Consider the following 23425-nt stretch of genomic DNA (forward strand, 5'->3'; position numbering starts at 1 on the left):
CAATGTCAGAGGCCAGCGTCTCACGGCGGTGGTAGCCCGGGCAAATACGGGTTATAAGCTCGCGACCATGGCATCAACCGACAAGAATGCGGTACCACCGCTGGAAGATGACGAGCGACGGACGCCGTGGCCGTTCCTCATCGCGGTCGCGATCGTGGTTCTGGTGCTCGGTGCGATCGGCGTGATGCACGTCGTGCGACCCGCGGAGGACCGCCTCACGGAGGAGTCGAAGGTCTCCCGGACGATCAACGACTATTACACGGCGCAGAACGCCCTCAACTACAGCAACTTCCGCGCCCTGACCTGCGCCGCGCAGCGCGATTCGGCAGACTTCCCGACCGAGGATGCCTTCTCGGAGGAGCAAACCGAGGCCCGCGAGGCCGATGGCCAGATCGAGATCAGCAACATCTCGGAGACCGTGGTCAACGGCGATCGGGCGACCGCGAATGTCCATTCGTTCCGTAAGCAGAAGACGCAGACCCAGATCACTCCGGTCACACTGGTCAAGGAAAGCGACTCCTGGAAGGTGTGTGCATGAGTTACGCAGGTGACCTGACCCCGCAAGAGGCATGGAAGATCATCACCGAGGATCCGACCGCGGTGCTGGTCGACTGCCGCACCAGGGCCGAATGGACCTACGTCGGGGTACCCGATCTCACCGAGGCCGGCAAAGAGACGGTGTTCATCGAGTGGGTGAGCTTCCCGGACGGCGCAAAGAACTCAGACTTCGTCGGACAACTGCGTGCCGCGGGGGTGACCGACGACCAGCAGGTGGTGTTCCTGTGCCGCTCCGGCCAGCGTTCGATCGGAGCCGCGCAGGCCGCGACTGCCGACGGCGTCGCCAAGGCTTACAACGTGCTCGACGGCTTCGAGGGGGCCACCGACGCGGACGGTCATCGGGGCGCGGTCGGCTGGAAGGCCCTCGGTCTCCCGTGGCGCCAGTCGTAGCACCCCGATCACCCATGCGCGGCACCACCACACACGGAGGATGACAGTGAACAGTCCACTGCCCGACGGCGTCTCGCCGGACACGCTGGCGGTACGCGGCGGTCTGGCCCGCTCGAACTTCGAAGAGACCTCCGAGGCGCTCTATCTGACCTCCGGATATGTCTACTCCTCGGCGGCCGCCGCCGAACGTGCCTTCACGGGTGAAGACGAGCGATTCGTGTACTCCCGCTACGGGAATCCGACGGTCGCGATGTTCCAGGAGCGACTTCGGTTGCTCGACGGCGCCGAAGCCTGTTTCGCCACCGCGAGCGGGATGGCCGCAGTGTTCGTCGCGCTGGGTGCCCTGCTCAAAGCCGGGGATCGCCTCGTCGCCGCCCGCAGCCTGTTCGGCTCCTGTTTCGTGGTGTGCAACGAGATCTTGCCGCGCTGGGGTGTGGAGACGGTGTTCGTCGACGGAGAAGACCTCGAACAGTGGGAGCAGGCGCTGTCGGTGCCGACCACGGCGGTCTTCTTCGAGACTCCGTCGAACCCGATGCAGACGCTCGTCGACGTCGAGAAGGTGTGTGAGCTCGCGCATGCGGCCGGCGCACAGGTGGTACTGGACAACGTCTTCGCGACGCCGTTGCTACAACGCGGCCTCGACCTCGGTGCCGACGTCATCGTCTACTCCGGGACGAAACACATCGACGGGCAGGGCCGGGTGATGGGTGGGGCCGTCCTCGGTTCGGCCGAGTACATCGACGGTCCGGTGCAGACACTGATGCGGCACACCGGTCCGGCAATGAGCCCGTTCAACGCCTGGACCTTGCTCAAGGGTCTCGAGACGCTGCGGCTGCGGGTGGATCACTCCACGAGTTCGGCACTGCGCATCGCTGAGTTCCTCGAGGCGGATCCACGGGTTGCCTGGGTGAAATACCCATTCCTGAAATCACATCCGCAACACGATCTGGCGGTCGGCCAGATGTCGGGCGGCGGCACGGTGGTGACGTTCGAACTCGCCGATTCGGCCGGCGCGTCAGGTAAGGCGAGAGCCTTCGAGGTGCTCGATGCACTGAGGATCGTCGACATCTCGAACAATCTCGGGGACTCGAAGTCACTGATCACGCACCCGGCCACGACCACGCACCGTGCGATGGGGCCGGAGGGCCGCGCTGCGATCGGGCTGTCGGACTCTGTCGTACGTTTGTCCGTAGGCCTTGAAGGCATCGACGATCTGCTGGGCGACATCGATCAAGCGCTGTAGGTAAGCGGCACAGAGGGGACGGTGGGTCATCCTGCACTCGGTGGCCGACTGGATCGTGTCGGTTGTTCAGTCGACGCCGCCCTGGGCGGTGTATCTCATCGTGTGCGGCGTCGTATTCGGTGAGGCCGCCGCCTTGCTCGGCCTGGTGTTACCCGGCGAGACCGTGCTGCTGGCGGGCGCCGTCGCCGCGGCGATCGGCAGCACCAACATCGCCTGGCTGATCGTCGCGGCGAGCGTGGCCGCGGTGCTCGGTGACTGGACCGGTTACCTGATCGGCAGACGTTCGGGTGACCGGATCACCCACTCCCGGTTCGGTGGCTGGATCGGCGAAGAGCGGTGGGCCCGTGCCGAGACGCTGATCCGGGACGGCGGCGTCGTCACAGTGGTCAGCGCCCGGTGGATCGGATACGTCCGCACCGTCACCCCGTTCGTCGCCGGCATGAGTCACATGCCGACAAAGCAGTACCTGATCGCGAATGTGGTCGGCGGGGTGCTCTGGGTGGTGGTGGTCTGCGTGGTCGGGTACGCGCTCGGTCAGACGCTCGGGGCCAGCCTGCTGCTGTACTTCGCGGTCGGTGCCGCCCTGGTGGTGGTCATGTATTTCGGGATCCGGCGGTTGTGGCGACGACGGTCCGCGGTGCACGTCGGACCTCCTGCAGAGTGATCGCTCGCCCGTCGACTAACAATCATGACGACTTTTAGCCGCCGGGAAATAGTTCGCCACAGCTAAGTTGTTGTTCGAGGAAGACCTGGTTCGACCGGTGGAATTCGATCCGACCTGAACAGCAACGCGAAAGGAACGTCTGAGGCGATGGTCCCAGTGCCGGATCCCAAAGATGTACTCGCCGGTTTCGTGCGCGCCCGCGTCGACGACCGGGTGCTGTTCGCGGATGACGTCGACGAGGCGATCGCGCTGATCACAACGCCCCTCTCCGGCGACGTCGTACTCCTGGACGTACGCGGCGACCTGGAGACCTCCACCGCCTCACCCGGCTTCCGGAGGGTTGCCGCGCAAGTCGATCTCGCGCACACCCTCGCAGCGTTGGAAGCCGAGTTCGTCGCCCGCGAGGCCGAACTCCTGATCGTCCCCGGAGTCGTCGATGCCACGGGTGAGGTGTTACCGCTGCCGAGGCTGGCCGCGATCGCCCATCGCCATGGCGCCCGGCTCCTGGTCGATGCGGGCGAGCTCGCCACGCGTCGTGTCATCAACCTCACCAGCCACGGCATCGATTACGTCGTGCTCTCCGGCGCGATCATCGCCGGGTTCGGGCCCGCAGTGGTCATCGGACGCGGAGACGGGCTGCCGCCGGTCGACTCCGCTCACGTCGACACCGCGGTGGCCCACGGGTTGGCGCAGGCGGCGATCGCCGTCGTGGATCTCGGTTTCGACTGGATCGGTCTGCACGAGGAGTCGCTGTCCGCGGTGGTCGACGACGCCGTGCGCGCGCTGCCCGGTGCCCGCAGGCTGCGCCTGTGGCCCGACGTCCGCGATCGCGTCGGGCTCGCCGAGATCGCCGTGGCCGGCCGATACGAACCCGTGTCCATCAGATGGGGCATCGGCACGGGTCACAAAGAACTTGCACGACAGTTGAATACCTTGGCACACGTTGTTTTCGAGCAGGAGGCGTCATGACAGGTCGGACTCGACCGGAATTGCTGGTTGCGATCGACGGCGCGGCACCGATCGCGTGGAGCGGGCCGCGGCCTGTCGACGCCCATGCTTCCGTGGTGCGCCGGATCCGCCAGCCGGAGTTGCGCGGCGGGATCAAGGAGCGCGCCCAACTGCGGGCGAGCTGGCAGCACCTCGGCGACGACCCGGCCGACCTGGTGGTGGCACTCGAGATCGACGTACTGATCGCCGCCGACGCCGCGACGGCCCGTGCGGAGCTGCTGAAGCTGGGCGAGTCGCGCTTCGGCGACACCGTGCGCTATGTCGGTACCGCTGCAGGCCTGCTGACCCTGATCCTGGACGTGTACACCGCCGAGGTCGCGGACGCGGTCATTCTGCGGCCGCTCGATGGAGCAGCGGTTTCCGGCTCGGCCGAGCTCATCGCCGAGCAGGTGCTGCCGCGACTGCGTGAGCGGGCCGCGGCGGCCTGATCAGTCCCACACAGAAGCACACCGTTCAGTCACGACCAGACCTCGCAACGTGTGCCTGTGACTGAACGGTGTGCTTTTGTCGTCAGGCCGGGGGCTGCGCGCGTTCGCCGTGGTCCCAGCGGTCGATGATCTCGGCGCGCGCGTTGTCGGTGAGCTGGCCGTAGAGCCGCAAGCGTGCCATGCCGCCGTCGGGAAAGATGTCCATGCGGGCTTCGGTGAGTGGCCGGTCGACGTCGACGAGGAACCGGTGGCGCGTGTCGGGCTGCAGGGCGCTGCGTGGCAGCAACTCGAACCATTCGCCGTTCTCACCGTCGCGTCCGCGGATCATCGCCGAGCCGGGCGCGTTGCCCAGGAAGTAGCTGGTGTCGAGTTCGGCGAGGCCGACCGTGGACTCGCCCGCCAGCTTGATCTGGACCCAGTCGTTTCCGGAGTCGCGGCGACGGGATGTTTCCCAGCCCTCACCCATGGTGCGGGCGCGCCCGGGCATCAACAGGTTGTTCGGCGAGCCGTAGAACATGTTGGAGCACGCCGTGATCATGCCGCCGTTCTCCAGGGCCGCGAGGTCGAAGTGCCCGTACGACAAGAACTTCGGGTCAGGCGTTCCTCGCCCGTGGACACGGAACCGCGCGACACCACCGTCGGGATAAATCGACAGACGGACGTGGGTGAACCGCTCCATGGAATCGACCCGGAATGGGTTCCGGGTATCGCCGTTGACCTCGACCCGTTCGACGATCGTCTTCCACTCTGTCTCCTCGACCAACTGCGCGGTGGTCGGAATGCCTTCCACCGCAGCGGCTTCGACAGAGACATACGGGGGGTAGTTGCCCACGAACCACGAGGTGTCGACGACGACGCCGTAGATGATTCCAGGCACTCCGAGGCGGATGATCGCTTGGTCCACGCCTTCTTCTCGACGCCGTCTGGTCTCCCAGCCGTCGTAGACCTGACCCTTGTGGCCGAATGTGGCCGGCTGGTATTCCGCTGCCGGGGTCTTGATGAGGTTCTGCGCCTCCGCGAACAGGTCGTCGTTGGTCCAGACGACCGCGCCGCCGAGGGTTCGCAACGCCAGATCCGGCATCGAGGTGAAATGCGGGCGCGATGCGGGAGGCGATGGGGTCACGACACTTGAGATTAGTGCGCGGGAGGTGGTGGGTCGAACCGACCTCATCGATCACCGGTGGTTGCAGTGCAGATCTGGTTACGCGCATACTTGCGGCGATCAATTAGTTGTGGGGCGAAACTCGTTGATCGCCGAAAGGACAACGGTGAGAGCCGAGAGGGGTCGTGGAACGCGATGACACGGGTTGATCAGGTCGACGATCTCATAGAGGTCCTCGCCCGGTACGCGCAGATCCGCGAGCGACTCGCGGCGATGCGACTGCGGACGCCCGACGGGATCGTCGAGACCGCTGCCTACAACTGCCTGTTCCGCCTCGCGGATGCCCCCGCCCGCTCGGGTGAGCTGGCCGAAGCGATGTTCGCCGACCCCTCGACCATCAGCAGGCACGTCGCCCACCTCGTCCGACTCGGATACGTGCGCCGGGAGGCCGATCCGAACGACGGGCGCGCGACGATCCTGGTCGCCACCGACACCGGGCGCGAACGAGTCGCCGAGTTGCGCACCCGTCGAGGAGAGCAACTCAGGGCGATGATGAACGACTGGGCAGAAGAGGACGTCAGCGCCCTCACCACTCTGATGGGCCGTTTCGTCGAGGACGCCGAGGCGACCCTGGCGTGCTCGGTGACCGAGGAGGGGGCGAGTTGACCGGGCCCGCCGAGCCGGCCGTCGCCGGTAGCGAGCTCTCGCACCGCAAGATCTTGACGATCCTCGGCGGTCTCATGCTGGGCATGTTCCTGGCCGCCCTGGACCAGACCATCGTCTCGACGGCCATCCGGACCATCGCCGACGACCTCCAGGGCTACTCACTACAGGCCTGGGTCACCACCGCCTACCTGGTGACCGCGACCATCGTCACGCCGCTCTACGGCAAGTTGTCCGACATGTACGGCCGCAAGGCGCTGTTCATGACCGCGATCTCGATCTTCATCGTGGGGTCGCTGCTGTGTAGCACCGCGACGTCGATGTACCAACTCGCCGGCTATCGCGCGCTGCAAGGCCTCGGTGCCGGTGGCCTGATGTCGCTGGCTCTGACGATCGTCGGCGATATCGTGCCGCCTCGCGAGCGCGCCAAATACCAGGGTTACTTCCTCGCGGTCTTCGGGACCTCGAGTGTCATCGGTCCCGTGCTCGGCGGATTGCTCGCCGGCCAGGACTCGATCCTCTGGGTCTCGGGATGGCGCTGGGTGTTCCTCGTCAACGTCCCCATCGGACTCGTGGCGCTGCTCGTCGTGTTCCGCGTGCTCGACTACGACCAGATCCGCAACGTGCGTCAGCGGGTGGACTGGTGGGGCGCGGGGCTGCTCGCGCTCGGTGTGGTGCCGCTGCTGATCGTGGCCGAGCAGGGCCGCATCTGGGGATGGGGCAGCGGCTGGGCGTTGACCTGCTACATCACCGGAGTCGTCGGCATCGCCGCATTCGTCTGGGTCGAACACAAGATGGGAGAGGCGGCGATCATCCCGCTGCGGATCTTCCAGAACCGGATCTTCGCGCAGGGCATCGTGATCTCCGTGGTCGTCGGGATGGTGATGTTCGGCGGAATCTCCATGCTGCCGCAGTACTTCCAGGTCATCCGCGGATCGAGCCCGACCATGGCCGGCCTGCAGATGCTGCCCATGGTGCTCGGTCTGATGAGCGCGTCCATCATCTCCGGGCAGCTCATCTCCCGCACGGGTCACTACCGCATCTACCCCGTCGTCGGCTCCGTGCTGCTCACCGTCTCCACGTTCCTGCTGCACCTGATGAGCGTCGACACCCCGGTCTCGCTCGTGATGGTGATGGCATTCGGGCTCGGATTCGGCCTCGGCAACATGCTCCAGCCGCTGACGCTGGCGCTGCAGAATGTGCTGCCCCCGAAAGACATGGGGGTCTCGACCGCGTCTGCGACGTTCTTCCGGCAGATCGGCGGCACTCTCGGTGTCGCGGTGTTCTTCTCGGTGTTGTTCAGCCTGATGGGCCCGAACATCACCGACGGTCTGAAGGACGAGGCGAGCTCGCCGCAATTCCGCCAGGCCGTGGCTCAGGCGGTGCAGAGTCCCGATGCCCAGGTCTCGGAGTTCGGCAAGGGACTGGCCGCCGCGGCCCAGAATCCGGGGGCTCCGGGCGGGCAGGCCGGCAGCGTCATGGACGACACGTCTGTCATAGCCAAACTGCCCGAACCGATCTCACGGCCCATCAAGGTCGGATTCGCCGACGCGATGGACAAGGTGTTCCTGAGCGTCTCGATCGTGTCGTTGATCGCACTGGTGCTGGTGCTGTTCTGGAAAGAAGTGCCACTACGTACCCAATCAGGCATGCAGGCAGCCCGGGACAAACCCGACGCCGTGGAACCGTAGTTCCCGAGCGAAAGGCCCGACCCTGGTGGGGTCGGGCCTTCCTGTCGATAAATGCTGTCAGCCTCGGGAAGGCTCGTTCGCCTCGTGCGGGTTCTCGGCCAGGCGGTCGATGGCCTCCTGGGCGATCTTCTCGGCGTCGGCTTTGCCTGTCCAGCCACCGGGGAAGACCTCCTTGCCCGGCTCGAGGTCTTTGTAGTGCTCGAAGAAGTGGGCGATTGCCTTGAGTTCGAACTCCGGCACGTCACCGATGTCCTGGATGTGATTCCAGCGGACGTCCTTGGCGGGTACGGCCAGCAACTTGTCGTCGCCGCCTGCCTCGTCGGTCATCCGGAACATGCCGACGATCCGGGCGCGGACGATCACGCCCGGGAACACCGACTCGGGTAGCAAGACCATCGCGTCCAGGGGATCGCCATCCTCACCGAGGGTCCCGTCGATGAATCCGTAGTCGGCCGGATAGCCCATCGAGGTGTACAAATAGCGGTCGAGGTACACCTTTCCGGATTCATGGTCGACCTCGTACTTGTTGCGCTGTCCCTTGGGGATCTCGATGGTGACGTCGAAGTCCACGGTGCCTCCTGGTGCTTTGTGCGTAGCCGGTCCCAAAATCGACTCAACGATACTGTGGAGACCTGGGACCGTCGCGCTCGGCGGGACCAAGGAGTGAAACTCTGACCGGAGGTAATCAGTGGCAGGCAGTGCGCGCAGCCGCAAGGGGCTGCTGTGGACGCTGGTTCCGGTGGTGGTTCTGATCGTGGTCGCCGCAATCGTGCTGGTGATCGCACTTCGTGTCGATCAGGACTCCGATGCCCTCCCGGAGGGCGCTGTTCCCCAGCCCGCGCCTGCTTCACTGACGCCGCGGATCAACCCGGTGGCCGCGGATGCCCCGTCGCCGACCCCGGATGGCGTCCGTGCCGATCTGACGCAGGCCCTGGCCAACCCCGATCTCGGGCAGCTCTCCGGGGAGATCTCCGACGCCGTGAGTGGTGAGACCCTCTGGTCTGCCACTCCCAACCAGCCGATGGTGCCCGCGTCGACGATCAAGGTCCTCACCGCCTCTGCCGCGCTCGTGTCGCTGCCGCACGACAAGCGCATCACGACGACGGTGGTCGCGGGCAAGGCAGGTCAGGTGATCCTGGTCGGCGCCGGCGATCCGACACTGTCGGTGCAGCCCGCGGGCGAGGAGACGTTCTTCACCGATGCCCCGCGGATCAGTGACCTCGCCGAGCAGATCAAAAAGACGGGGATGAAGGTCACGTCGGTGGCCGTCGACACCAGCGGTTTCAGCGGCCCGACCATGACGGAGAGCTGGGATCCGGCAGACATCGCCGGGGGCAACATCACGCCGATCGAGTCGCTGATCGCCGATTCGGGCAGGGTCGAGCCCCTCGAGATCGACTCGCCCCGTACCGCGACCCCTGCCGTCACGGCCGGGGCCGCGCTGGCGTCCGAGCTCGGGGTGGACGGCGCGGTGGTGCAGGCCACGGCGCCTGCCGGGGCACAGGTTATCGCTCAAGTGGAGTCTGCGCCGCTGGTCACCAGGCTCGGCGACATGATGAGGGCGAGTGACAACGTCCTCGCCGAAACCGTGTCCATCGAGATCGCCATGGCCACCGGTGGCAGACCCACCATGGCAGGTGGAATCGATGCGGTGCGGAAAGCGTTGAGCGACTATGGGTTCAACATGAACGGCACCGTGATCGCCGACGTCAGCGGACTGTCGGAAGACAATCGGGTCTCCGCGGGGCTGCTGGACAAGGTGGTCAACGCAGGCGCAGGAACGGCGCAGCCGAAACTCCGGCCATTGCTGGACATGCTGCCGGTGGCCGGGGCGACGGGCACTCTCGCCGAACGTTTCGCGACCGAGAACAAGGCGGGAGCGGGCTGGGTCCGGGCCAAGACCGGGACCCTGACGGGCGCGAGCGCGCTGGTCGGAGTCGTGCAGACGAGAGAAGGTCGCGTGCTGAGTTTCGCCCTGATGTCCAACGGGACGTCGCCGGATGTCGCGAGACCCGCGCTCGACACGATCGCGGTGGCGCTGCGGGATTGTGGGTGTCGATGAGTATCGACTGGCAGCTTGCCGCGACGATCGGCAAGAAGGTCGCCCGCCCCGGACCGATCACCACCGGGTACACGCTGACCGCGGCCCGTGAAGAGCTGGCTACGTCCGCGGTGGCAGCAGAAGCGCCGGTCCGCGAGGTCACCGGCCTGGCCGATGGTCTACCGGTCCCGACGGCGCGGATCCTCGACCGCGGCGGCTGGATCGAGGCGGCGACGCGATCGATGTCGGCGATGCTCGACGCCGACGACGAGAGTTCGAAGCCCGGGATCAGCGGACGCCTGGCCGGTGTTCAGGCGGGCGGATTGCTGGCGCTGCTCTCCGGAGCGATACTCGGGCAATACGACCCGTTCACCCCGGACCCGGAGTCCGGCAATGACGGTGTGCTGATGTTGGTCACTCCCAACATCATCGCCGTCGAGCGTGCGTTGCGCGTGGTGCCCAGCGACTTCCGGTTGTGGGTGTGCCTGCACGAGGTGACCCACCGGGTGCAATTCTCGGCCAATCCCTGGCTGCGCGACTACATGTCGTCGAACGTCGAGTCGCTCACCGCGGAGAACAGCGAATCGAGCAGCGAGATGGTCGGTCGCATCAGTGCCGCCCTCAAGAACGGCCAGCAGCGCGAGAAGGGGATCGTCGGCGCGATGCAACTGCTGCAGTCGCCCGAGCAATACGAGGCCTTCAGCCGGATGATGATGCTCGGAACGCTGCTCGAAGGCCACGCCGACCACGTCATGGATGCCGTGGGACCGGCCAAGGTCCCCACCGTCGACCGGATCCGCAGCGCCTTCGACAAACGCCGCACCAGGCCGCAGAACCCGGTGCAGCGAGTTCTGCGCGCGCTGATGGGCATGGATGCCAAACTCGCGCAATACATTCGAGGCAAGGCATTCGTGGACGAGGTGGTGGGAACCGTGGGCATGACCCGGTTCAACGCCATCTGGACCGGGCCCGAGACCATGCCGCTGCCTGCTGAGATCGAGCAGCCACGGTTGTGGATCGACCGGGTGCTGTGAACTCTGCTGCGGTCGCCGAGATCACCGGCGCCGTGGCCGACTTTGCCGAACGACACCTCGCGAGCACCGACGTCTGCGTCGCGCTGTCGGGGGGTGCGGATTCGCTGGCGCTGACCGCTGCGGCAGTTCGCTCGGGTCTCGGTGTCCGGGCGTTGATCGTCGATCACGGCCTACAATCCGGTTCCGCGCAGGTGGCAGAGAGCGCCGCCCTTGCCGCGACCGAACTGGGGGCGGACGCACGGGTGCTGCGCGTCGAGGTGGGCCGTATCGGTGGGTTGGAGGCAGCCGCCCGGACAGCGCGCTATCGAGCTCTGGAGGATGCGCGCGACGGTGTGCCGGTGCTACTCGGACACACGCTCGACGATCAGGCCGAGACCGTCCTGCTGGGACTGGCGCGGGGCTCGGGCGCCCGTTCGATCGCCGGGATGCAGCCGTGGACAGCGCCTCTGGGCAGGCCGTTGCTGACGATCAGGCGGGCGGCCACCCGCGCCGCATGCGCCGATCTCGGGCTCTCGCCCCATGACGACCCGCACAACGCCGACCCCCGGTTCACCCGGGTGCGGCTACGCGCCGAGGTGCTGCCGCTGCTCGAAGAGGTCTTGCACGGGGGAGTGGCGCAGGCGCTGGCCCGCACCGCCGGACAACTGCGCGACGTTCTCGACGTCGTCGAGAACGTCGTCGACCAGCACAGCGCGGTGATCGCCGGCGACACCGTCGACTGCGGCCACCTCGCGCCACTGGCGCCGGCGATCCGCTCGCGTCTGTTGCGGCGCTGGTTGACCCGGCAGGGGGCGACCGAGCCGACGGAGACCGTCGTCAGGGCGGTCGGGTTGTTGGTGACCGGGTGGCGCGGACAGGGGCCGGTCGCCATCGGCGGCGACCACGATCACCGACTGGAGATAGCAAGACGCGACGCCCGACTCGTGGTCGAACGCCGCGTCCGCTGAAGCTGCTTGCTAGTTCGCCGGTGGGGTGAACGGCGAATTGATCGTGTTGAAGAACTGGATCGCTGCTCCGACCAGGGTCGGGCCGCCGACGGCGATGGTCCCGATGATCGTGCCGATCCCGGCTCCGGCGACCAGACCCGGGAAGCAGCCGACGCCGCCGAAGAACGCCCCGACCACGCAGCCGAGCACGCCTCCGACGATGGTGCCGATCAGGCCACCGACTGCAACCGACACCGACACGTAGGTGCCGAGGGTGGAGAGGGCCTGGGTGTCGCGTTCTTCTCGGGTCTGCGGTCCGTCGGCGACCTGCTTGCGCACGGTGTCGCTGACCTCTACCTTGGTGCCACCTTCGCGGACAGGGGTCAGGGTTGCGGTGTTGCCGGTGATGTCGGCGATGATCGGGAATTGCTGATCTTCGAGGTTGTAGAGAAGGGGGATCGAGGCGGCGACGTTGCCCTTGGCGTCGACGATCTGGAACTGGTCACCTGAGGTGCGGAGGCTGCCGACATCGGTGGTCAGCACGACGTGGTCGCCCACAACGTCTGCCTGGTAGCCGATCTCCCCGGACTGCGGGGCGGCGCTTGCCTGGGTGGCGGTGACGAATCCGGCGGTCATCGCGACACTCGCGACGGTTGCTATTAGTGCGGTCCTGAACTTCATGTGGGCACGGTCCTATCTGCTGTGTGGTTCGATAAATCCCCCCACGTGCCCATTTCGCGAAACCGGTGTCGTGCCGCCCCCGACGGCTGATTGACATCGAACCCAAGCCTCGCTCGGTGACGTGGATCTCATGGCCTGCTGATCTCAAGCCGTCGTCATTAAATCAAAAATGAGTCAGAAGATCACATCGTTTGGCGAGGTTCATTCGGTCGATGGATCGTCAGGTCGCATCCACGCGGAGGCGTTCGGCCGGTTTGAGGCATGATGAGTCACGTGATGCAGCAGCGCGACCCATATGGCAACGACATCGAGGCGATTGTGGTCACCGAGGAGCAGATCTCGGCACGGATCGCCGAACTCGCGCAGACCGTGGGGGAGCGATATCGGGACGCTCCCGACGACCTGGTGCTGATCGGGGTGCTCAAGGGTGCGGTGATGTTCATGACGGACTTCGCGCGGGCGCTTCCCATCCCATCGCAGCTGGAATTCATGGCGGTCAGCTCGTACGGATCATCGACGTCCTCGTCGGGTGTCGTCCGGATCCTCAAAGACCTCGATCGCGACATCCACGACCGCGACGTCGTCATCGTCGAAGACATCATCGACTCGGGCCTGACCTTGTCCTGGTTGATCAAGAACCTTCGGACACGGCACCCGCGGTCACTCGAGGTGTGCACCCTGCTGCGCAAACCCGACGCGATCCGCGTCGACGTCCAGGTCAAAGACGTCGGCTTCGACATCCCCAACGAGTTCGTCGTCGGTTACGGCCTCGACTACGCGGAGCGGTACCGCGATCTGCCGTACGTCGGCCGACTGCACCCGCAGGTCTACACGGACTGAGGCCACCCCACCATGACTGCTGTTGAGATCGCCGCGAGAGTACGCGCCGGGCAAGTGGATCCGGTGGCAGTGACCAGGGAATCGCTGGAACGGATCGCACAGCGTGACGGTGCGATCGGGGCCTTCGTGAAGGTGCGGGCGGACAAGGCGATTGCCGAGGCGGAGCTGCTCACCGCCCACCCGGATCTGGCGAAGCTGCCCCTGGCAGGCGTGCCGATCGCCATCAAGGACAACGTCCCCGTCGCCGGCGAACCGATGACAATCGGATCCGAAGCGACCTCGCGGGCGCCCCAGCTCACCGATCACACCGTTGTTCGCCGACTGCGCGCCGCCGGTGCGGTGGTGGTCGGCCTGACTGCGGTCCCGGAGCTGTGTATGTGGGGCACCACGGACAACCCGGCGATCACCACACGAAACCCCTGGAACGAGAAGCGAACCCCCGGCGGGTCGTCCGGTGGGTCGGCGGCCGCGGTCGCCAGCGGACAGGTGGTGCTGGCGCACGGAAACGACGGTCTCGGCTCGATCCGGATCCCCGCCGCAGATTGCGGTCTGTTCGGGATCAAACCCGGCTTGGGCGTGGTGCCGCGGGAGTTCGGCGGCAACGGCTGGTTCAACATGAGCGAGAACGGGCCGCTGGCGACCACCGTCGCCGACGCGGCGCTGATGCTGGGCGTGATGGCCGACGATCTCGAGCTTGCGCGTGCCGGGGCCGACGCCGATCCCGGACATCTGAGAATTGTTGTGGCGGAGAACTTCCCGTTGGCAGTGGGTAAGGCCGACAAACATTGGGCCCAGGCACAGGCCAGTTGCAGTGGGGTGCTGGCGGATCTGGGGCACCGCGTCCCGCACGCCGACCTGCCGTACCCGACCAACCCGGCTCCGTTGCTGTTCCGGTGGTTCGCGGGCGCCGCGGCAGATGCGGAGAGCATCGCCGAGGCAGGCGGTGATCTGGACAAGCTGCAGCGACGCAGCAAGACCCACACGGCCATCGGTCGGGCCGTCAGCCGATTCGACCTGGTCCACGACGTCCAGGTGAGCAGGGTGGAGCAGAAGGTGCTCGCCTATCTCGATCGCAACAAGGCCGATCTGCTGCTCACCCCGACTCTGGCCACACCGCCTCTGAAGGCGCAGCAGTGGAGCGCCAAGGGCTGGGCGTCGAACATCTGGGCCAACGTCAACTACGCGCCGTACGCCGGACTGTTCAATCTGCTCGGCTGGCCGGCAATGTCGGTCCCCTTCGGCGTCCATCCCGTCTCCCGGACCCCGATGGCGGTGCAATTCGCAGGACGACCCGGGTCGGAAGCGCTGCTGTTGAAGCTCGCCGCTCAGCTCGAGATCGCCCGCCCCTGGCAGAAGGTCGCTCCCGGGTTCTGAGCGAAGTCGAAGCCTACGGAACCGAGGCTGAGCCCACTGCGTCCAATGTCTCGATACCGGGGGCATGGAGCTGGGGGATTGATGGGGCAGAGAAATGGTGAACCTACTACTACCGGTGACCGTGCCGTAGTCCTTCGTGAAACCGTTGTAAGACAGGCATGTTCGCTGTTCGCCGTGCTCCTGTCGGCAGTTGTCGTCACCTTCGTCTGGGGTGCGTGGGTGTACTTCCACGGGGTGACCGCCAATGTCTTCGACCCGGCTCGCGCCGCGAGCGAACCAGGGTCGAATGTGCACGACGCTGCTCGAGCTCTCGGTTTCAGTGCCGCGGCGGTTGCGCTCGGTGTCGTCACTATCCTCATCCAGGCAACTACGCCGTCCCCGAACATCTCGGTGCGACGATTCAAGGCTCGGGTCTTGATGTGGCTGTGGGTGACGGCGGTGGTGCCCGTCGTGGCCGCGGCGATCTGGTTTCGCGATGTGAACTTCGTTCGGCCGGAACTCGTAGACGAGAACTCCTCCATCGGTTACCTGCTGATGTGCATCTCGGCACTACTGCTCGTCGCGGCGGCTGCAATCGGGACGGTCGTCGTCGTCCTCGGTCAGCCATTCGAGCGTTGGAGGCGACCGTCGACGGCCGCTCTGCTCGGCGCGGTGGGGTGGGCCGCGCTGGTCTGCATCACCGTCGTCTGCGCGCTGTCGGTATCGAACTCGATACTGCCCATGCGCGACGAATTCGGGCCAGGGGCGGTCGCAGACATGACACCTAGGGTGCCCGGCCTTCACATGGCTCGCGCGCAGGCCGCGCCGCCGGCGGTGGCGAGCCAACCCTGGCTGGTGACTGCAGCTGGGTTGGTGGGTGAGATCGACGACGTTGTGGTGGCGATCGACCCGTTCAGTGGCGACGTCCGGTGGTCACTCCGGAAATCAGGCACCCCTGACGGTGCCTGGTATATCGACGTGGTCGGAGATGGGAGGGTTGTCCTGGTCAGATGGCCGAACCTCGGTTTGAAGATGGTCCATGCGTACGCAGCCGATACCGGTAGGTATCTATGGCATGGTGAGGTCACGGATGAATCCGGGTGGGACGAGGTCGAGTTCAGCGATGAGGCTCGCTGGACGGTGCGGGACCCGTGGACGGGCGACACTCAACTCCTGCTCGACGCCGACACAATCTGCCCGTTCGTGCCGCAGATTTATGCGCGCGGTGAAATCGTCTACGCCGAATGTAAGGACCCCGACGCCGACCCCAATGACGGCAACTCGGCCCACACGTTGGTGGCACTGCGCCGCAGTGATGGAACAGAGTTGTGGCGCACCGATTATTTCGGCTATTCACACCTCGGCACCGAAACCCTCGACGTTTATGGGTGTCCCAAGATTTCATTGGATCTCAAGACCGGGTCGGTGATCGGGAACAGGCCCTGCCGAGAATATGGGCAATACACTGACGCCGGGTCGTATCTGGTCGATGTGACCGAACCCGAGAACTCACCCGGCCGGTTCGCTGTTGTCGACCGCAGCGGTGTCCGTGGTCCGACCGTCGACCTCGGACCACAGATCTATGTCTTCGACCCCGCGGGCGGTACGCGCGACCACGTCTTCGTCCGTGCACTCGACGGCAGATCCGACGCAGCCTGGCTGATCGCAGCGGACAACCGTACGGGCGCGGTCGAAGTCCTGGTCGGTCTCGACGCCATGCCCGGCGGTGCCGAGCCACTCGTGCGAGCGGCGGTCAGCGATGACGGCACGATTGTGTACGCGGCGCCCTGGGGTGTGGTGATCGGTGCCGGTCGGACGCCCAGGCCTGGCGAGCCGCGCGGGTGGGTGCAACCGCAACTGGTGATCCCGGCGGCCCCACGATGAGACCGTATGAACTTGGCTCATTGAACGTCGCCGTGCTCGTGAAATTCCGCGAGCAAGGCGCAGGAAAGTGAGCGAAGTCTAAATTCTGCCGGGAGGGAACGCTCGACCACGACGAATCGTTGACAGGTAGCCTGATGATTCAGACATCCCGACTGGAAGGACGCGCCGAGATCACAGCGAGGGCCACTGCGTGGCCGTCGGGATCGGCTGACACACCTCAATGAACCGCAAGACTGTCTTTCGCAACCTGGCGATCGTCGCCGTAATCGTGCTGGCGATCTGGGGCTGGACCGTGCTCCGCGACGGCAACCGTGACTACAAGGCCGTCGACACCTCGGTGGCGATGACGCAGCTCAACATCAAGAATGTCGACGAGGTCCAGATCGACGACCGTGAGCAGACGCTCCGGATGACGTTGAAAGACCCCGTCAACGGCGACAAGAAGATCTCCTCGAAGTACCCGGCGCAGACCACCGAAGAGGTCTTCGACCGGGTGGACGCCTCGGGCGCCGTCTATCAGACGAACGTCAACAAAGAGTCGTTTCTGATGCAGATGCTGATCTTCATCCTGCCGCTGATCCTGCTCTTCGGACTGTTCTTCTTCGTGATGAGCCGGATGCAGGGTGGTGGCAAGGGCGGGGTCATGGGCTTCGGCAAGTCCAAGGCAAAAGAGCTGAACAAAGACATGCCGAGCACCACGTTCGCGGATGTCGCGGGCGCGGACGAGGCCGTGGAAGAACTGTTCGAGATCAAGGACTTCCTGCAGAATCCCGCCCGCTACCAGGCCCTCGGTGCCAAGATCCCGAAGGGCGTCCTGCTGTTCGGTCCTCCCGGAACGGGTAAGACCCTGCTCGCCCGCGCCGTGGCAGGCGAGGCCGGAGTGCCGTTCTTCACGATCTCGGGCTCGGACTTCGTCGAGATGTTCGTCGGTGTGGGTGCATCGCGGGTGCGCGACATGTTCGAGCAGGCCAAGAAGAACAGCCCCTGCATCATCTTCGTCGACGAGATCGATGCCGTGGGACGCCAGCGCGGCGCCGGCCTCGGTGGCGGGCACGATGAGCGCGAGCAGACCCTCAACCAGCTCCTCGTCGAGATGGACGGGTTCGGTGAGCGTTCTGGGGTCATCCTCATCGCAGCGACGAACCGCCCCGACATACTCGACCCCGCACTGCTGCGCCCGGGCCGTTTCGACAGGCAGATCCCGGTCGGCAACCCCGACATCGCAGGCCGTAAGGCGATCCTGAACGTCCATGCGCAGGGCAAGCCCATCGACGCCGACGCCGACCTCGACGGTCTGGCCAAGCGCACCCCGGGCATGTCCGGTGCTGACCTGGCCAACGTCATCAACGAGGCCGCTCTCCTCGCGGCCCGCGAGAACCGCACCTCCATCACCGCCGAACTCCTCGAGGAGTCCGTCGACCGGGTGGTGGGTGGTCCGCGCCGCAAGAGCCGGATCATCAGCGAGCACGAAAAGAAGATCGTCGCCTATCACGAGGGCGGGCACACGCTCGCCGCATGGGCGATGCCCGATCTCGACCCCATCTACAAGGTCACGATCCTGGCTCGTGGACGCACCGGCGGTCATGCGCTGGCAGTTCCTGAGCAGGACAAGGACCTGATGACCCGCTCGGAGATGATCGCCCGCCTGGTGATGGCCATGGGTGGCCGCGCCGCCGAAGAACTGGTCTTCCACGAGCCGACCACCGGCGCCTCGTCCGACATCGACCAGGCGACCAAGATCGCCAGGGCCATGGTCACCGAATACGGCATGAGCGCGCGCCTCGGTGCGGTTCGCTACGGCCAGGAACAGGGCGACCCGTTCCTCGGCCGCTCGATGGGAGCGCACTCCGACTACTCGGCCGAGATCGCCGGGGAGATCGACGACGAGGTGCGCCGGCTGATCGAGGCCGCGCACACCGAGGCGTGGGCGATTCTCACCGAGTACCGCGACATCCTCGACGTCTTGGCCACCCAGTTGCTCGAGCGAGAGACCCTGACGCGTAAGGACCTCGAGAAGATCTTCGACAAGGTCGAGAAGCGTCCGCGCATCACCACCTTCAACGAGTTCGGCGAGCGCACCCCCAGCGACAAGCCTCCGGTGAAGACGCCTGGCGAGCTGGCGAAGGAGCGGGGCGAGCCATGGCCACCCGAGCCGCCGCGTTCACCGGAGCTCGCCAAGGTCGGGCCGCATGCGGGCCCGGGCCCCGGTGAGTTGCCGGGTCAGCAGTACCCACCCCAGACCCCGTATCCGCAGCATCAGGGCACACCGCAGCAGGGCGGCGCACCGGGCGGGACCCGTCCCGACTACGGCGCTCCCGCGGGCTGGTCGGCGCCGGGGTGGCCTCCCACCGGTGGTGGCCCGAACGGAGCCGGCAGCAGTGGCGGGCCCCAGAACGGTGCTGCTCACAACGGCGGCTACCAGAACGGTGGCTACCAGAATGGCGGCTACCAAAACGGTGGTTACCAGAATGGCGGCTACCAGAACGGTGCACCGTCGAACGGCGGACAGCCGCCGACGAACCCGTACGGTCAGCCCGGCAGTCCCTATGGACAGCCACCGACGAATGGCCATCACAACGACGGTCATGATGGTCAGAACGACCAGCCGCCCTCGAACGGACAGAACGGACAATGACGTCTCGCGAAAAGCTGACCGCTGTCAACCCCTTCGACGCCGATCGAGCAGAGCGCGCTGTGCGCGAGCTGCTCATCGCGGTCGGGGAGGATCCTGATCGCGACGGGCTCAAAGAAACCCCTGCCCGGGTGGCCAGGGCGTATCAGGAAATGTTCGGGGGGCTGCACTCGGACCCGGACGAGGTCCTGGCGACCACCTTCGACGTCGGGCACGACGAGTTGGTGCTCGTCAAGGACATCCCGATGTACTCCACCTGTGAGCATCACCTGGTCTCGTTCCACGGCGTCGCGCACGTCGGGTACATCCCGGGCGCCAGCGGCCAGGTGACCGGATTGTCCAAGCTGGCCCGCGTCGTCGATCTGTACGCGCGCCGCCCGCAGGTCCAGGAACGACTGACCACGCAGATCGCCGACGCACTCGTCCGCAAACTCGATCCTCGCGGTGTGATCGTGGTGATCGAGGCCGAGCACCTGTGCATGGCCATGCGAGGCATCCGCAAGCCCGGCGCGTCCACCACGACCTCCGCGGTTCGCGGGCAGTTCAAGACCAGCGCGGTCTCGCGCGGCGAAGCCCTGGATTTGATCTCTCGACGGAGTTGATTTCCGTAGGGGAGGGGCTGACGACATGAGCACGGTCATCATGGGTGTCGTGAACGTGACTGCGGATTCGTTCTCCGACGGCGGGCGGTATCTCGATGCCGACGCGGCCATCGCTCACGGGGTCGCTCTCGCGGCGGGCGGCGCCGACATCATCGACGTCGGTGGTGAGTCGACCAGACCGGGGGCCCAGCGCGTCGACCCCGACCTCGAGATCGCCCGGGTGGCGCCGGTCATCGAGGGCCTCTCCGCCCGCGGCATCGCGACATCGGTCGACACGATGCGCGCCGTGGTCGCCGAGCGGGCTATCGAGGCAGGCGCCGCGATCGTCAACGATGTGTCGGGTGGCCGTAGCGATGCCGACATGGCAAGGGTCGTGGCAAATGCCCGCGTCCCGTGGATCCTGATGCACTGGCGCCCGTCCGATCCTTCTTTCACCCATCGCCGCGGTGAGAAGGGTGGCTATCGCGACGTGGTCGCGGAGGTGAGCGGCGAACTGCTGGCACAGGTGGACGCAGCCACCAGTGCGGGGGTCGACCCCGAGGCGCTGATCCTGGATCCGGGACTGGGCTTTGCCAAGACCGCCGAACACAATTGGGCGCTACTCCATGCGCTGCCGACTCTCGTCGGTCTCGGGTTCCCGGTGCTGGTGGGCGCCTCGCGGAAGCGTTTCCTCGGTTCATTGCTCGCCGGAGCCGATGGTGAGCCCCGCCCTCCTGACGGTCGGGAGGTGGCGACGGCTGCGCTCAGCGCGTTGGCTGCCGCGAACGGGGCCTGGGGTGTGCGCGTGCACGACGTCGCTGCGAGCCGGGACGCGGTGGCTGTCGCCGAGGCCTGGGCGGCAGGCGCCGCGCGGCCGGTGCAGGAGCACGGAACTCGACCACGGTATCGGGTCGTTGATGCGAAGGGACACGATGGCTGATCGAATCGAATTGCGCGGGTTGAAGGTTCGGGGCAATCACGGCGTTTTTGATCACGAGCGGCAGGACGGTCAGGACTTCGGCGTCGATGTCATCCTGTGGGTGGATTCGCGGATCGCGGCGGCCACCGACGATCTCGCCGACACCGTCGACTACGGGGCTCTGGCTCACCTGGCGCACGACATCGTCGCCGGGACCCCGCGCAATCTCATCGAGACGGTCGCCGCCGAGATCGCGGACCGGGTGATGCTCGAGACCGAACAGGTACTGGCCTGCGAGGTGACACTTCACAAACCCTCGGCTCCAATCGATCTGGCGTTCGACGACGTGGCGGTGGTGGCCCGCCGCTCGCGCAAGGGGTCGCAGTGAGCCGGGCAGTGCTGTCCATCGGATCCAACATCGGCGACCGGCTCACCCATCTGCAGTCGGTGTGCGACGGCCTCGGGACCGCTGTCGTCGCCGCGTCCGGGGTGTACTCGACCCCGCCCTGGGGTGGTGTGGAGCAGCAGGACTTCCTCAACGCCGTCCTGATCGTCGATGATGCCGACCGTGATGCCGGGCAGTGGCTCAAAGCCGGACAGGAATTGGAGCAGCAGGCGGATCGGAAACGCGTGCAGCGCTGGGGCCCAAGGACTCTCGACGTGGATGTGATCTCGGTGCCGCACGACGACGGCGAGGTCATCTCGGATGATCCGGTGCTGACCTTGCCGCACCCGCGCGCCGCCGAACGTGCTTTCGTACTCGTCCCGTGGCTCGACGCCGATGCCGACGCCGCCTTGTGGCATGCCGGGGCTCGGGTGCCGGTGACGAAGTTGCTTGCTGCGCTGCCGACATCGGAGCGCGAGGGCGTGACCCGCACGGATGATCGGCTCGTCATCACCGGCAGCGAGCCGCGATGAGAGGCGATCCGCCCGAGAACGACAACGCCATGGGTCCCACCCGTGTGCGGGACCTGACCATCCTGGCCGCGGTGATCGCTGTGATCGTCTTCCTCGTGGTCCGGATCAGTTACGGGTCCATGCCGCCGCTACCACTGCTCGCCGGGATCGTTCTGTATGTGCTTGCCGCACTTGAGGTTGTCATCGCGTTTGTGGTCCGATCCCGGGTTGCCGGCAGGCAGATCGGCGCCCATCGCGGCCAGCTGCATCCGCTGACCGCTGCTCGGGTACTGGCTCTGGCCAAGGCTTCGGCGATTCTCGGTGCGATCGCCACCGGTGTGTGGGCCGGCACGCTGGTGTATCTGCTGACCAGGCAGGGCGATCTGGCCGCGGCAGAGCACGATCGCCCCGGGACGATCATCGGATTGATCGGTGGTGTGTTGCTGGCGGCTGCGGCGCTGTGGCTCGAATACTGCTGCCGTACGCCTGACGATCCGTCCGACGACTTGGCCACATGAGGCCCGAAGCGAGGAGAGATCGGGCAAAAAGACAAGCGATCGGGCGACTATGACGGGACTTGCCGGGTGAGTTGGCGAATCGAGGCGATCTCGAACGGTATGTTTGCCCAATGACCACCTCCGCTGGCCGATCGGCTGATGCCAGAAGAGCCCGCCGTGGTCCCGGACAGTGGCTGCTCGGCGTACTGCTGCTGTTCGCGCTGGTTTCCAGTGTCTTCATGATCATCACCTCGGAGATGAGCATCGCCGGGTCGCTGGCGGTGATCACCGCACTCTGGGCTGCCGTCATCGGTGCGATCCTGGTGACCAAGTACCGCAGGCAGGCCGACTCCTCCGAGGCGAAGGCACGCGACCTGCGGCTGGTGTACGAGCTGCAGCTCGAACGGGAGATCACGGCGCGAAGGCAATACGAACTCGGCGTCGAATCGCAGATTCGCAAGGAAGTCGGCGCCGAGGCCGGCGAAGAACTGCGGGCCCTCAAGTCCGAGCTTGCGTCGCTGCGGGCAAGTCTGGAGCAACTGCTCGGTGAGCTGCCCGACGAACGGATCGCGCTGGTACGCGAGCGCCTGCCCGAGCTCGAGCATCGCTCGCGGCAGAGCGGTTTCGGTGGCGCAGACCCCGACCGGCAGACGAGCGGGTTCGCGTATTCCGAACCTTCCTTTGGGAGTGCTCCGCTCGTCCCGGACGACGGGACTGTCGCAGAACGCGACTTCGCCTCCACGGCGCCGCCGTCGGATCAGCCAGAGCGCGGTGACCGGAACGAGATGACAGAGGTCATCCCCGTCGTCACCGATGACGACCCGCTGCCTGCCGAGCCCGCGGATCCGCCGGCCGCCCCGGTGACGTACGACCCCCCTTTCGACCCCGAGGCCTACGGCTCGGAACCCGACGTCCCGCAGCCGCTCGACCCGGAGCTGGTCGAGGACAGCTCGGCGCAACCAGAACCCCTCCGGGTGCCCGTGGCCGCTGCGGAGGAGCCGGCCGCGGTCTCTGCGGCTGGGCGGCACTCCGGTGGCACCCGTCACCGCGCCCAGACGCCTACCGATGAGCAGACTGCCGCAGACGACCAGCCGGTACCGGAGTTCGTGGACGAGACCCCGACCGATGAATGGGAGGTCGCCGCGCCCCCTGCCGGCGGCATACCCGATGCGCTGCTGGCCGACGACGCCGACAGCTTGCCCGAACTACCCGGAGCCCATGCCTCCGGTCGCTCGGTGTCCGAACTGCTGACGGGATTCGAGTCCTCGGCCCCCAGCGGTGGCCGTCGCCGTCGTCGCGACTGACACACCGCAGCACCCGCATCGGGTGAGCCCGGTCACACGCATTGGCGGTTCGGCTCGTGCTGGTTCTATCCTCGCTGCGGAACGTCTGG

The 23425-nt window shown here is 66.2% G+C and carries 24 protein-coding genes; 21 read left to right on the forward strand and 3 right to left on the reverse strand.

The features are described from left to right. Positions 1–67 precede the first annotated feature (67 nt). From BH683_RS15465 to BH683_RS15490, 6 genes are all read left to right on the forward strand, one after another. A complete protein-coding gene (locus BH683_RS15465; protein ID WP_084837166.1) occupies positions 68–538 on the forward strand; it encodes a DUF4878 domain-containing protein in 471 nt (156 codons plus the stop codon). After that, positions 535–948 (forward strand): rhodanese-like domain-containing protein, encoded by a 414-nt coding sequence (locus BH683_RS15470; RefSeq protein ID WP_084837167.1) that lies wholly within the window; start codon positions 535–537, stop codon positions 946–948. The genes BH683_RS15465 and BH683_RS15470 overlap by 4 nt, the downstream gene beginning before the upstream one ends. Before the next feature lie 40 nt (positions 949–988). After that, a complete protein-coding gene (locus BH683_RS15475) occupies positions 989–2191 on the forward strand; it encodes an O-succinylhomoserine sulfhydrylase (RefSeq protein WP_084837168.1) in 1203 nt (400 codons plus the stop codon). A 40-nt stretch (positions 2192–2231) separates the two neighbouring features. Then, positions 2232–2855 (forward strand): DedA family protein, encoded by a 624-nt coding sequence (locus BH683_RS15480; protein WP_246833405.1) that lies wholly within the window; start codon positions 2232–2234, stop codon positions 2853–2855. A gap of 147 nt (positions 2856–3002) precedes the next feature. Next, positions 3003–3824: an aminotransferase class V-fold PLP-dependent enzyme gene (locus tag BH683_RS15485; RefSeq protein WP_084837170.1), complete on the forward strand. Its 822-nt coding sequence runs from the start codon at positions 3003–3005 to the stop codon at positions 3822–3824. After that, positions 3821–4291, forward strand: a complete 471-nt coding sequence (locus tag BH683_RS15490; protein ID WP_084837171.1) for a hypothetical protein — start codon at positions 3821–3823, stop codon at positions 4289–4291. The genes BH683_RS15485 and BH683_RS15490 overlap by 4 nt, the downstream gene beginning before the upstream one ends. Before the next feature lie 82 nt (positions 4292–4373). Here the strand turns inward: BH683_RS15490 and alc are convergent, their stop codons facing one another. Next, the gene (gene alc, locus BH683_RS15495) at positions 4374–5414 is read right to left on the reverse strand and encodes an allantoicase (protein ID WP_210405225.1); all 1041 of its coding nucleotides are present in this window, start codon (positions 5412–5414) and stop codon (positions 4374–4376) included. Positions 5415–5588: 174 nt separating this feature from the next. Between alc and BH683_RS15500 the strand changes: the two genes are divergently transcribed. Then, entirely contained in the window at positions 5589–6059 is a 471-nt protein-coding gene (locus BH683_RS15500; RefSeq protein ID WP_084837172.1) for a MarR family transcriptional regulator, read from the forward strand. Then, positions 6056–7747 (forward strand): MDR family MFS transporter, encoded by a 1692-nt coding sequence (locus BH683_RS15505; protein ID WP_246833406.1) that lies wholly within the window; start codon positions 6056–6058, stop codon positions 7745–7747. The genes BH683_RS15500 and BH683_RS15505 overlap by 4 nt, the downstream gene beginning before the upstream one ends. 57 nt (positions 7748–7804) lie before the next feature. Here BH683_RS15505 and BH683_RS15510 read toward each other — a convergent pair whose 3' ends face one another. Beyond that, a complete protein-coding gene (locus BH683_RS15510) occupies positions 7805–8317 on the reverse strand; it encodes an inorganic diphosphatase (protein WP_084837173.1) in 513 nt (170 codons plus the stop codon). A gap of 118 nt (positions 8318–8435) precedes the next feature. Here BH683_RS15510 and dacB point away from each other — a divergent pair, with 118 nt between their 5' ends. Genes dacB through tilS form a run of 3 tightly spaced genes read left to right on the forward strand, consistent with a single transcriptional unit; the run spans position 8436 to position 11769 of the window. Then, positions 8436–9809, forward strand: a complete 1374-nt coding sequence (gene dacB, locus BH683_RS15515) for a D-alanyl-D-alanine carboxypeptidase/D-alanyl-D-alanine-endopeptidase (RefSeq protein ID WP_246833407.1) — start codon at positions 8436–8438, stop codon at positions 9807–9809. Then, positions 9806–10822 (forward strand): zinc-dependent metalloprotease, encoded by a 1017-nt coding sequence (locus tag BH683_RS15520; protein WP_084837315.1) that lies wholly within the window; start codon positions 9806–9808, stop codon positions 10820–10822. The genes dacB and BH683_RS15520 overlap by 4 nt, the downstream gene beginning before the upstream one ends. A 20-nt stretch (positions 10823–10842) precedes the next feature. Further along, positions 10843–11769: a tRNA lysidine(34) synthetase TilS gene (gene tilS, locus BH683_RS15525; protein ID WP_094647526.1), complete on the forward strand. Its 927-nt coding sequence runs from the start codon at positions 10843–10845 to the stop codon at positions 11767–11769. 9 nt (positions 11770–11778) lie between these two features. Here the strand turns inward: tilS and BH683_RS15530 are convergent, their stop codons facing one another. Next, entirely contained in the window at positions 11779–12429 is a 651-nt protein-coding gene (locus tag BH683_RS15530; protein ID WP_084837175.1) for a DUF6861 domain-containing protein, read from the reverse strand. 276 nt (positions 12430–12705) lie between these two features. Between BH683_RS15530 and hpt the strand changes: the two genes are divergently transcribed. From hpt to BH683_RS15580, 10 genes are all read left to right on the forward strand, one after another. After that, positions 12706–13269: a hypoxanthine phosphoribosyltransferase gene (gene hpt, locus BH683_RS15535; protein WP_084837317.1), complete on the forward strand. Its 564-nt coding sequence runs from the start codon at positions 12706–12708 to the stop codon at positions 13267–13269. A 12-nt stretch (positions 13270–13281) separates the two neighbouring features. Then, positions 13282–14643 carry an amidase family protein gene (locus BH683_RS15540; protein ID WP_084837176.1) on the forward strand — a complete coding sequence of 454 codons (1362 nt, stop codon included), beginning with the start codon at positions 13282–13284 and terminating at the stop codon, positions 14641–14643. A gap of 174 nt (positions 14644–14817) precedes the next feature. Next, a complete protein-coding gene (locus tag BH683_RS15545) occupies positions 14818–16506 on the forward strand; it encodes a PQQ-binding-like beta-propeller repeat protein (RefSeq protein WP_084837177.1) in 1689 nt (562 codons plus the stop codon). A 220-nt stretch (positions 16507–16726) separates the two neighbouring features. Then, positions 16727–19141: an ATP-dependent zinc metalloprotease FtsH gene (gene ftsH / locus BH683_RS15550; protein ID WP_084837178.1), complete on the forward strand. Its 2415-nt coding sequence runs from the start codon at positions 16727–16729 to the stop codon at positions 19139–19141. Then, positions 19138–19740: a GTP cyclohydrolase I FolE gene (gene folE / locus BH683_RS15555; protein WP_084837179.1), complete on the forward strand. Its 603-nt coding sequence runs from the start codon at positions 19138–19140 to the stop codon at positions 19738–19740. Before ftsH ends, folE begins: the two co-directional genes overlap by 4 nt. A gap of 40 nt (positions 19741–19780) precedes the next feature. After that, a complete protein-coding gene (gene folP, locus BH683_RS15560) occupies positions 19781–20659 on the forward strand; it encodes a dihydropteroate synthase (protein ID WP_084837318.1) in 879 nt (292 codons plus the stop codon). Next, positions 20652–21026, forward strand: coding sequence for a dihydroneopterin aldolase (gene folB, locus BH683_RS15565; protein ID WP_084837180.1), 375 nt, complete (start codon positions 20652–20654; stop codon positions 21024–21026). The genes folP and folB overlap by 8 nt, the downstream gene beginning before the upstream one ends. Continuing rightward, positions 21023–21556 carry a 2-amino-4-hydroxy-6-hydroxymethyldihydropteridine diphosphokinase gene (gene folK / locus BH683_RS15570; RefSeq protein ID WP_084837181.1) on the forward strand — a complete coding sequence of 178 codons (534 nt, stop codon included), beginning with the start codon at positions 21023–21025 and terminating at the stop codon, positions 21554–21556. The genes folB and folK overlap by 4 nt, the downstream gene beginning before the upstream one ends. Continuing rightward, on the forward strand, positions 21553–22053 hold the full coding sequence (locus tag BH683_RS15575) for a DUF3180 domain-containing protein (protein ID WP_084837182.1): 501 nt from the start codon (positions 21553–21555) through the stop codon (positions 22051–22053). Before folK ends, BH683_RS15575 begins: the two co-directional genes overlap by 4 nt. Before the next feature lie 110 nt (positions 22054–22163). After that, positions 22164–23336, forward strand: coding sequence for a DUF6779 domain-containing protein (locus BH683_RS15580; protein WP_084837183.1), 1173 nt, complete (start codon positions 22164–22166; stop codon positions 23334–23336). Positions 23337–23425: the final 89 nt, after the last annotated feature.

It is taken from the genome of Williamsia sp. 1138 (genome assembly GCF_002095435.2).
Taxonomy (GTDB): Bacteria; Actinomycetota; Actinomycetes; order Mycobacteriales; family Mycobacteriaceae; genus Williamsia.